The organism is Bacillus sp. PS95 (assembly GCF_037963565.1).
GTDB classification, from domain to species: domain Bacteria; phylum Bacillota; class Bacilli; order Bacillales; family Bacillaceae; genus Bacillus; species Bacillus subtilis.
This window is the reverse complement of record NZ_CP150160.1, coordinates 21954-32500: the sequence shown is the minus strand read 5'-3', so window position 1 is coordinate 32500 and position 10547 is coordinate 21954. Positions and strand designations below refer to the sequence as shown.

Annotated in this window: 10 protein-coding genes, 2 tRNA genes, 2 rRNA genes and 1 other RNA gene (1 of these 15 only partly in view); 4 read left to right on the top strand and 11 right to left on the bottom strand. The window is 44.9% G+C overall.

Annotated elements, in window-relative coordinates:
* The 11 genes from NSQ12_RS00170 to tadA form a co-directional block, all read right to left on the bottom strand.
* Nucleotides 1–797 (bottom strand): 23S ribosomal RNA (locus NSQ12_RS00170) (it extends 2131 nt beyond the left edge of the window).
* A gap of 80 nt (nt 798–877) precedes the next feature.
* Nucleotides 878–953 (bottom strand) — tRNA-Ala (locus tag NSQ12_RS00165).
* Between the two features lie 11 nt (nt 954–964).
* Nucleotides 965–1041: transfer RNA gene (locus NSQ12_RS00160), tRNA-Ile, on the bottom strand.
* A gap of 102 nt (nt 1042–1143) precedes the next feature.
* Nucleotides 1144–2693: ribosomal RNA gene (locus NSQ12_RS00155) — 16S ribosomal RNA — on the bottom strand.
* Together the 16S and 23S rRNA genes with 2 tRNA genes alongside form the textbook arrangement of a ribosomal RNA operon.
* 245 nt (nt 2694–2938) lie before the next feature.
* Nucleotides 2939–3202, bottom strand: a complete 264-nt coding sequence (gene bofA / locus NSQ12_RS00150; protein ID WP_003225421.1) for a sigma-K factor-processing regulator BofA — start codon at nt 3200–3202, stop codon at nt 2939–2941.
* A gap of 66 nt (nt 3203–3268) precedes the next feature.
* The gene (locus tag NSQ12_RS00145; protein WP_003242387.1) at nt 3269–3493 is read right to left on the bottom strand and encodes a YaaL family protein; all 225 of its coding nucleotides are present in this window, start codon (nt 3491–3493) and stop codon (nt 3269–3271) included.
* Nucleotides 3494–3510: 17 nt separating this feature from the next.
* Nucleotides 3511–4107: a recombination protein RecR gene (gene recR, locus NSQ12_RS00140; protein ID WP_003225425.1), complete on the bottom strand. Its 597-nt coding sequence runs from the start codon at nt 4105–4107 to the stop codon at nt 3511–3513.
* Between the two features lie 14 nt (nt 4108–4121).
* The gene (locus NSQ12_RS00135; RefSeq protein ID WP_003225427.1) at nt 4122–4445 is read right to left on the bottom strand and encodes a YbaB/EbfC family nucleoid-associated protein; all 324 of its coding nucleotides are present in this window, start codon (nt 4443–4445) and stop codon (nt 4122–4124) included.
* 23 nt (nt 4446–4468) lie between these two features.
* Nucleotides 4469–6160, bottom strand: coding sequence for a DNA polymerase III subunit gamma/tau (gene dnaX, locus NSQ12_RS00130; protein ID WP_003247135.1), 1692 nt, complete (start codon nt 6158–6160; stop codon nt 4469–4471).
* A 129-nt stretch (nt 6161–6289) separates the two neighbouring features.
* An RNA gene (gene ffs / locus NSQ12_RS00125) (signal recognition particle sRNA large type) lies at nt 6290–6554 on the bottom strand.
* An 82-nt stretch (nt 6555–6636) separates the two neighbouring features.
* Complete coding sequence (tadA, locus tag NSQ12_RS00120; RefSeq protein WP_003226784.1) at nt 6637–7122, bottom strand: tRNA adenosine(34) deaminase TadA; 486 nt, start codon at nt 7120–7122, stop codon at nt 6637–6639.
* Nucleotides 7123–7207: 85 nt separating this feature from the next.
* On the opposite strand from tadA, the gene NSQ12_RS00115 reads away from it, so the two are divergent.
* The 4 genes from NSQ12_RS00115 (at nt 7208) to dck (ending at nt 10478) form a co-directional block, all read left to right on the top strand.
* Nucleotides 7208–7753: an isochorismatase family cysteine hydrolase gene (locus NSQ12_RS00115; protein ID WP_085187900.1), complete on the top strand. Its 546-nt coding sequence runs from the start codon at nt 7208–7210 to the stop codon at nt 7751–7753.
* A gap of 69 nt (nt 7754–7822) precedes the next feature.
* Entirely contained in the window at nt 7823–9106 is a 1284-nt protein-coding gene (locus NSQ12_RS00110; RefSeq protein WP_174223695.1) for a glycoside hydrolase family 18 protein, read from the top strand.
* A gap of 98 nt (nt 9107–9204) precedes the next feature.
* On the top strand, nt 9205–9828 hold the full coding sequence (gene dgk / locus NSQ12_RS00105; RefSeq protein WP_003226790.1) for a deoxyguanosine kinase: 624 nt from the start codon (nt 9205–9207) through the stop codon (nt 9826–9828).
* Nucleotides 9825–10478 (top strand): deoxyadenosine/deoxycytidine kinase, encoded by a 654-nt coding sequence (gene dck / locus NSQ12_RS00100; protein ID WP_015715086.1) that lies wholly within the window; start codon nt 9825–9827, stop codon nt 10476–10478. Before dgk ends, dck begins: the two co-directional genes overlap by 4 nt.
* The last annotated feature ends 69 nt before the right edge of the window (nt 10479–10547 follow it).

The window sequence follows — 10547 nt, the reverse complement described above, 5'->3', positions numbered from 1 at the left end:
TTCAACGTGCGTGGGTTCGGGCCTCCATTCAGTGTTACCTGAACTTCACCCTGGACATGGGTAGATCACCTGGTTTCGGGTCTACGACCACGTACTCATGCGCCCTATTCAGACTCGCTTTCGCTGCGGCTCCGCATCTTCTGCTTAACCTTGCACGGGATCGTAACTCGCCGGTTCATTCTACAAAAGGCACGCCATCACCCGTTAACGGGCTCTGACTACTTGTAGGCACACGGTTTCAGGATCTCTTTCACTCCCCTTCCGGGGTGCTTTTCACCTTTCCCTCACGGTACTGGTTCACTATCGGTCACTAGGGAGTATTTAGCCTTGGGAGATGGTCCTCCCGGATTCCGACGGAATTTCACGTGTTCCGCCGTACTCAGGATCCACTCAGGAGAGAACGAAGTTTTGACTACAGGGCTGTTACCTCCTATGGCGGGCCTTTCCAGACCTCTTCATCTACCTCGTTCCTTTGTAACTCCGTACAGAGTGTCCTACAACCCCAAGAGGCAAGCCTCTTGGTTTGGGCTAATCCCGTTTCGCTCGCCGCTACTCAGGGAATCGCATTTGCTTTCTCTTCCTCCGGGTACTTAGATGTTTCAGTTCCCCGGGTCTGCCTTCTCATATCCTATGAATTCAGATATGGATACCACTCCATTACGAGTGGTGGGTTTCCCCATTCGGAAATCTCCGGATCAAAGCTTGCTTACAGCTCCCCGAAGCATATCGGTGTTCGTCCCGTCCTTCATCGGCTCCTAGTGCCAAGGCATCCACCGTGCGCCCTTTCTAACTTAACCGTTAAAAAGAATCACCATGTGATATCTTGTATTACTATTGAATGTGATGTCTACTGTTATCTAGTTTTCAAAGAACACGTTGGTGGAGCCTAGCGGGATCGAACCGCTGACCTCCTGCGTGCAAAGCAGGCGCTCTCCCAGCTGAGCTAAGGCCCCGTTATATAAGATGGTGGGCCTGAGTGGACTCGAACCACCGACCTCACGCTTATCAGGCGTGCGCTCTAACCAGCTGAGCTACAGGCCCATCTTAACTTATTCAAGGAACAAAGTTCCTTCAAAACTAAACAAGACAGGGAACGTTCTGTTTATAAGACCCAAGGTCTTATATTCCGTATAATATCCTTAGAAAGGAGGTGATCCAGCCGCACCTTCCGATACGGCTACCTTGTTACGACTTCACCCCAATCATCTGTCCCACCTTCGGCGGCTGGCTCCTAAAAGGTTACCTCACCGACTTCGGGTGTTACAAACTCTCGTGGTGTGACGGGCGGTGTGTACAAGGCCCGGGAACGTATTCACCGCGGCATGCTGATCCGCGATTACTAGCGATTCCAGCTTCACGCAGTCGAGTTGCAGACTGCGATCCGAACTGAGAACAGATTTGTGGGATTGGCTTAACCTCGCGGTTTCGCTGCCCTTTGTTCTGTCCATTGTAGCACGTGTGTAGCCCAGGTCATAAGGGGCATGATGATTTGACGTCATCCCCACCTTCCTCCGGTTTGTCACCGGCAGTCACCTTAGAGTGCCCAACTGAATGCTGGCAACTAAGATCAAGGGTTGCGCTCGTTGCGGGACTTAACCCAACATCTCACGACACGAGCTGACGACAACCATGCACCACCTGTCACTCTGCCCCCGAAGGGGACGTCCTATCTCTAGGATTGTCAGAGGATGTCAAGACCTGGTAAGGTTCTTCGCGTTGCTTCGAATTAAACCACATGCTCCACCGCTTGTGCGGGCCCCCGTCAATTCCTTTGAGTTTCAGTCTTGCGACCGTACTCCCCAGGCGGAGTGCTTAATGCGTTAGCTGCAGCACTAAGGGGCGGAAACCCCCTAACACTTAGCACTCATCGTTTACGGCGTGGACTACCAGGGTATCTAATCCTGTTCGCTCCCCACGCTTTCGCTCCTCAGCGTCAGTTACAGACCAGAGAGTCGCCTTCGCCACTGGTGTTCCTCCACATCTCTACGCATTTCACCGCTACACGTGGAATTCCACTCTCCTCTTCTGCACTCAAGTTCCCCAGTTTCCAATGACCCTCCCCGGTTGAGCCGGGGGCTTTCACATCAGACTTAAGAAACCGCCTGCGAGCCCTTTACGCCCAATAATTCCGGACAACGCTTGCCACCTACGTATTACCGCGGCTGCTGGCACGTAGTTAGCCGTGGCTTTCTGGTTAGGTACCGTCAAGGTACCGCCCTATTCGAACGGTACTTGTTCTTCCCTAACAACAGAGCTTTACGATCCGAAAACCTTCATCACTCACGCGGCGTTGCTCCGTCAGACTTTCGTCCATTGCGGAAGATTCCCTACTGCTGCCTCCCGTAGGAGTCTGGGCCGTGTCTCAGTCCCAGTGTGGCCGATCACCCTCTCAGGTCGGCTACGCATCGTTGCCTTGGTGAGCCGTTACCTCACCAACTAGCTAATGCGCCGCGGGTCCATCTGTAAGTGGTAGCCGAAGCCACCTTTTATGTTTGAACCATGCGGTTCAAACAACCATCCGGTATTAGCCCCGGTTTCCCGGAGTTATCCCAGTCTTACAGGCAGGTTACCCACGTGTTACTCACCCGTCCGCCGCTAACATCAGGGAGCAAGCTCCCATCTGTCCGCTCGACTTGCATGTATTAGGCACGCCGCCAGCGTTCGTCCTGAGCCAGGATCAAACTCTCCGATAAAGTAGTTTGACTGACTACGCACATCGCTGTGCGATTTTTAAAAACTGAATTAACAGGTACGTTTTGTCTTGTTTAGTTTTCAAAGAACTTTGTTTACCGCTCGTTTAAGCGACTTTATTATCATAACATTTACCGTCGTTACTGTCAACAACTTTTTAGCATTTTCTTTTCAAAAAAGCTGTTCGTCATCAGCGACGTATATTAGAATAACACCTTCAGTTGTCTAAGTCAATACATAATATCAATTAAATGATAAATTGCTTAATGACGACTAACGCAGCTATTCCGGGTATCCCTAAAATTCCGCTGATAGCTGTTGTAACCAGATTAATCGGCACATGAATGCCAAGACTGCCGCCAAACATATTTACACAAACCAGCAGCAAAGCACCTGCCACAAATTTAACAGCTGTGATGCCAATCCACTTTAAAGGCTTCGCAGCTGAACCTGATAAAAAAAGAAGAATAACCAGTCCTAAAATAATCCCAATAATAAAAATAGGCTCCATGAATCTTCTCATCTCCTTCGCTTGTTCTAGTACAAGCTTATGAGAAGATCCAGGAGTTTAGACCACTTACTTCCACCGGCTGATTTTTAAATTTCGCTGCTTCGCTTCCCTTAAGTAAAAAAAATACTTCGCTTCAGCTACTTTCAGTTCGTATAACACTTCAGCAGACGGTTCTAAGCTTTTTTCAACCAGCTTTTTTTGCCTGTTCCACTCTTCCTTTTGCTTAAAAAGCTGCTCGGTTAGTTTTTCATCAAACTCTCTTCTTAATGTTTTCTTGCGAAGAAAACCCATGGATCGCTTTTTCCTCCTTACAATTCACGTCTTCCTTCAAGTGCTTTAGAAAGAGTGACCTCGTCAGCATATTCCAAGTCACCGCCGACGGGCAGTCCGTGGGCAATACGGGAGAGCTTAATACCAGACGGCTTGAGGAGCCTTGATATATACATCGCCGTTGCTTCCCCTTCTATATTAGGGTTTGTCGCGAGGATCACTTCTGTCACTTGATCATCCTGTAATCGTTTTAACAATTCTGGTATTTTAATATCCTCCGGTCCGATGCCGTCCATTGGAGAAATAGCGCCGTGAAGAACGTGATACTGTCCGTTGTATTCCTTCATTTTCTCCATAGCGATAACATCCTTAGGGTCTTGCACAACACAGATAACAGACTTATCCCTGCGCGTATCTTCACATATATAGCAAGGGTCCTGATCTGTAATATGCCCGCAAACTGAACAATATGTCAGGTTGCGTTTCGCATTTACTAATGCTTTCGCAAAATCTAATACTACATCTTCTTTCATACCTAGAACAAAAAAAGCCAGACGAACCGCTGTTTTCGGTCCGATCCCTGGCAATTTCATAAAGCTGTCAATCAGCTTTGATATTGGTTCAGGATATTGCATGTTCTTTTATCCCCCTAGAATAAACCTGGCATGTTCATTCCCTTTGTAAATTGACCCATTGTTTCGTTTGTGATTTCGTCAACTTTTTTCAAAGCTTCATTCGTTGCAGCAAGCACTAAATCTTGAAGCATATCAATATCTTCAGGATCAACGACTTCTTCTTTGATGATAACATCCAGGATTTCTTTTTGGCCGTTTGCTTTTACTGTTACCATACCGCCGCCTGCAGTTCCTTCAACAACCTTTTCTGCAAGCTCTTCTTGAGCCTTCGCCATGTCCTTTTGCATTTTTTGCATTTGTTTCATCATTTTTTGCATATTACCCATTCCGCCACGCATAGCATTCACTCTCTTTCATTTTGTTAGTCTTTTATTTCAATTAAATCCGCTCCAACAAGCTTTTTCGCTTCGGCAATAAGCGGGTCTTCTTCAGCCGGTTCATTTGATCCTTCATTTTCCTGCTGATGATCTTCTAAAAATTCTTCTCTTATTTTACCCCATTGTGCTTCTGGAACGCCAATCAAATCCATTCTTTTTCCGAGCATCGATTCTAAAATCTGCTCAAGATTAGTCCGGACTCCGTTGTTATCCTCAGCGACCATTTTACAATGAATTTCATATTTGAATTTCAGAACAAATGCCGCCGATCCGGCAGCCACAGGTTCACTGTCATTCAGTAAAGCGGCATGTGATACTTTGTTTTGCTGTTTGAGATGAGCAAGAAGCTTGCCCCAACTGTTTCTGAGCAGATCAAGATCCGGTCTTGTGGCTTCCTTCAAAATCTCATGAATTCTGCCTACTGGCGCTTTGTAATTGGATTTCCCGCCCTTTGGCACACGCGGCGCTTCTTTTTTCGGGCTTTCCGCAGCTGCTTTTATGCCCGTTGTTTTGAGCCGCTCTACTTCCTGTTCGAGCTGCTGGATTTTTTTCATCAGCATATCCACTTCCGGGAGATCAGCAGCAGATTGATGTGAGGTTTGGCAAATCTTCACAACGGCCACTTCGAAAAAGATACGCGGATGATTTGTCCATTTCATTTCCTGATGGCTCTTGTTCAGAATATCAATCATTTCATATAGGGCCTGAGCCGGAATTTGTTCACTTAGTTCCCGGAACGTTTCATCGACTTTTACTTTCTCAAGCACTCCCTCTAAGCCAGGGGCTGTTTTGTACAGCAGCATGTCCCTGAAATAGAAAATCATATCTTCTATCAGCTTAGCTGGATCTTTTCCTTGCTGAAGCAATTCATTTAATGTTTCCAGTGCGTCAGAAACGTTTTTATCATGCAGGGATTTTGCAAGCTTCCCGATATATAATTGAGAAACAGCACCCGTAATTAAAAGCGCATCTTCGACTTTCAGGATATCGCCGCTGAATGATATGGCCTGATCAAGAAGGCTCAGGGCATCCCTCATCCCTCCGTCTGCAGCACTCGCGATGATTTCCAGCGATCCTTCCTCCACTTGCAGCTGTTCAGCATCAACAATTTTATTCATGCGGCCTACAATCGCTTGGGAGGTAATTCGTTTAAAGTCAAAACGCTGACATCTAGAGATAATGGTTAAAGGAATTTTGTGCGGTTCAGTTGTTGCTAATATGAAAATACAATGCTCAGGCGGCTCTTCTAATGTTTTTAGTAATGCATTAAAAGCGCCGATAGAAAGCATATGCACCTCATCTATGATATATACCTTATATGTTACGGCCGATGGGGCAAACTTCACTTTATCACGAATGTCACGAATCTCATCAACACCGTTATTAGAAGCGGCGTCAATTTCTATGACATCGGATATTGACCCGTTTGTTATCCCTTTACAGGCCGCACATTCGTTGCATGGCTCATCAACAGGAGCATGTTCACAGTTGACAGCCTTAGCAAATATTTTGGCTGCACTGGTTTTTCCGGTTCCTCTTGGCCCGGAAAACAGATAGGCGTGAGAAAACTTTTTTTGCAAAAGGGCATTTTGCAGCGTTTTTGTAATGTGTTCTTGTCCGACCACATCTTCAAAGCGCTGAGGCCTGAATACTCGATATAAAGCTTGGTAACTCACGGGTTTGCCCTCCTCCGTTATTCATCATTCCCATTATACATGAACCTTGTTTCGATTCCAAAAGCTCTTTTTACATAACAAAAAACTCACCTAATGTTAGGTGAGTCTGAAAATTTGATGATTGATTTACCGTGCACCTTCTGTCGATTCGCTACCCTAAGCGTTACTTAAGCAGTTAGCTCGGCCCAGGCAACCCTGCGGCACATGAGAGGTTTCACTTAATGCTGCTTCCTTCCGGACCTGACATGGTTCATGAATTCCCATTGCGCAGGACCCAAACGTCAACACCACTTACTTAAGGCAGGCCTTAAAGTAAACGAACCTCGAGAAGGGATTCGGCCCTGCTAGAGCGGATTGCAGGTACAGGGCACCGCTACCTCCCCGCTTAGCACGGCAAAATAAATATCAAATTTTATGTTGCATCTATTACGATGCACACTTAAGTATATCTGTTTCCCCTAAAAATTGCAACCGTACTATTCAGACAAGTTTTTCCTGGCGGCTTTCTTCTTTTTTCTTAGTTCTCTGAAAAACGCACTGAGCATTCCGCCGCATTCTTCCTCAAGTACACCGCTCACCACTTCAGCCTGATGATTAAAGCGTTCCTCCTGAAGAAGGTTCATTAGCGTGCCTGAACAGCCGCCTTTCGGATCAAATGCGCCAAAAACCACTTTTTCCACTCGAGAAAGTACGACTGCACCAGCACACATTGGACAAGGCTCAAGCGTCACATAAAGAGTCGCACCTTCCAGCCGCCATGTTCCCAGTGCCTTACACGCTTCATCAATCACAAGCATTTCTGCATGGGCAATAGATCGTTGCTCAGTCTCTCTTAAATTATGTGCACGCGCTATAATTTCATCATTAACGACAAGCACCGCACCTATTGGCACTTCACCTTTCTCTTCAGCCTTTTTCGCTTCTTTAATTGCTTCTTTCATATAAAGTTCATCTTGTGTCATAAGGATAAGCTCTCTTTTCAAAGTTTTTTCATTGCCTAAAAAGGCTACATATTAACTATAACTGAAACGGAAAGGAGACTGTCGATTGTCCAAAGCAGATACAGCCCTTCTCATTGTAGACATGATCAATAATTTTGAATTCGATATGGGAGAAACCCTCGCTAAAAAAACAGAGAAAATCGTTCCTCATATTTTATCATTAAAGGAGCACGCGAGACAAAATGAATGGCCGATTATTTACATCAATGATCATTATGGACTTTGGCAAGCTGACATTAAAAACATTCAGCAAGAATGCACAAATGAAAGAAGCAAGGATATCATCACAAAGATAGCCCCGGAAGATGCTGATTATTTTTTAATCAAACCAAAACATTCCGCTTTCTACGAAACTGCACTTCACACCCTTCTTACTGAGTTGCAGGTGAGACATATTATCTTAACAGGTATAGCCGGCAATATATGTGTGCTGTTTACCGCTAATGACGCTTATATGAGGGAATACAGCATCACGATTCCTAAGGACTGTATCGCGTCAAACAGTGACGAAGATAACAAATTCGCCTTAACTATGATGGAGAATGTTCTTTTCGCAGAAATTACGACGGAAGAACAAATTACAGAAAAATAAACATGATCAGCGCTTTTCTTTCATACATTGATAGCGATATGAAAGGAGGCGTTTTTCATTCAAATTTATGTGGTAAAACAAGGCGACACTCTTTCTGCTATCGCTTCACAATACAGAACAACCGCAAATGACATCACTGAAACGAATGAAATACCGAATCCCGACAGCCTTGTTGTCGGACAAACCATTGTCATTCCAATAGCTGGCCAGTTCTATGATGTGAAGCGAGGTGATACCCTGACATCTATCGCCCGGCAGTTCAATACAACGGCAGCCGAGCTCGCAAGGGTTAACCGCATCCAGTTAAATACCGTGCTTCAGATTGGTTTCCGTATATACATCCCACCAGCCCCTAAACGAGACATCGAATCAAATGCTTATTTGGAGCCCCGAGGAAATCAAGTCAGCGAAAATCTCCAGCAGGCGGCCAGAGAAGCGTCACCCTACTTAACGTACCTTGGCGCATTCAGCTTCCAGGCACAGCGGAACGGAACCTTAGTCGCACCGCCTTTAACGAATTTAAGGAGCATTACAGAAAGTCAAAATACAACATTGATGATGATTATAACGAACCTAGAAAACCAGGCATTCAGCGATGAACTTGGCCGGATCCTTTTGAACGACGAAACTGTAAAAAGACGGCTTCTAAATGAAATAGTCGAGAATGCCAGAAGATATGGCTTCCGTGACATTCATTTCGACTTTGAATATTTGCGGCCCCAGGATAGAGAGGCCTATAATCAATTCCTCCGCGAAGCAAGAGATCTTTTTCATCGAGAGGGCTTAGAAATTTCTACGGCTCTTGCTCCTAAAACAAGTGCAACACAGCAGGGCAGGTGGTATGAAGCTCATGATTACAGGGCACATGGCCAAATTGTCGACTTTGTTGTTCTCATGACATATGAATGGGGCTATAGCGGCGGGCCGCCTCAAGCGGTTTCTCCAATTGGACCTGTCCGTGATGTCATAGAATATGCTTTGACTGAAATGCCTGCGAACAAAATTGTCATGGGCCAGAATTTATATGGATATGACTGGACGCTGCCATATACAGCAGGGGGAACTCCGGCAAGAGCAGTAAGCCCTCAGCAAGCCATTGTCATAGCTGATCAGAACAATGCTTCCATTCAATATGACCAAACCGCTCAAGCTCCTTTCTTCCGCTATACTGATGCAGAAAACAGAAGGCACGAGGTATGGTTCGAGGATGCCCGCTCGATTCAAGCAAAATTCAATCTGATTAAAGAGCTGAATTTAAGAGGCATCAGCTATTGGAAGCTGGGTCTTTCCTTTCCACAAAACTGGCTGCTGCTGTCTGATCAATTTAATGTTGTCAAAAAGACGTTTCGATAATTTGGAAACGTCTTTTTTTCATGGGGGCACCCAAGGGTTGTGATACAATATGAAGGTCGGTAACTGACGCACGTTTTTCAGATATAAGGAGGATTCCGATGAATACAGCCCCTTTTATTGCAATAGAAGGTCCTATCGGGGCAGGAAAAACAACTCTCGCAACGATGCTCTCACAAGAATTCGGATTCCCTATGATCAATGAGATTGTAGAGGATAACCCGTACCTTGATAAGTTTTATGACAATATAGAGGAATGGAGCTTCCAGCTCGAGATGTTTTTTCTTTGTCACAGATACAAACAGCTTGAAGACACCAGTGATCACTTTTTAAAAAAGGGACAGCCTGTAATAGCTGATTATCATATTTATAAAAATGTGATTTTTGCGGAACGCACCTTGTCTCCACATCAGCTGGAAAAATACAAAAAGATATATCACCTGCTAACGGATGATCTGCCAAAGCCGAATTTCATCATTTACATAAAGGCCAGTCTGCCTACATTGCTACACCGCATTGAAAAACGCGGGCGCCCCTTTGAGAAAAAAATTGAAACTAGCTATTTGGAGCAGCTGATTTCAGATTATGAAGTCGCCATCAAGCAGCTGCAGGAAGCAGACCCTGAACTTACAGTGTTAACCGTAGATGGTGATTCAAAGGATTTCGTTTTGAATAAGAGCGACTTTGAACGCATTGCCGCCCATGTAAAGGAGCTTATCGTATGAAGGAACATCATATCCCTAAGAATTCAATTATTACAGTAGCAGGAACAGTAGGTGTCGGAAAATCGACTTTAACAAAAACTTTAGCTAAACGGCTTGGATTTAAAACATCTTTGGAGGAAGTCGATCATAATCCATACTTGGAAAAGTTCTATCATGATTTTGAACGTTGGAGCTTTCACCTTCAAATTTATTTCTTAGCTGAACGCTTCAAAGAACAGAAAACAATTTTTGAAGCCGGCGGAGGTTTTGTACAGGATCGTTCGATTTATGAAGATACAGGGATTTTCGCAAAAATGCATGCTGATAAAGGGACAATGTCAAAGGTTGATTATAAGACTTACACAAGCCTTTTCGAAGCAATGGTAATGACACCGTATTTCCCACACCCAGATGTGTTGATCTATTTAGAAGGAGATCTGGAGAACATTTTAAACCGGATTGAACAACGCGGCCGCGAGATGGAGCTTCAGACAAGCCGGTCTTATTGGGAAGAAATGCATACACGCTACGAGAACTGGATAAGCGGTTTTAATGCCTGCCCTGTTTTAAAACTTCGCATTGAAGATTATGATCTTCTAAACGACGAAAACTCGATTGAACATATTGTAGATCAAATTGCTTCAGTTATTCATGATAATCAAAAAAAGTGAATCTCAGTCGAGATTCACTTTTTCTTTAAAATAAAAAATCCGCCGCACCGAATGCAACGGACAAAACAA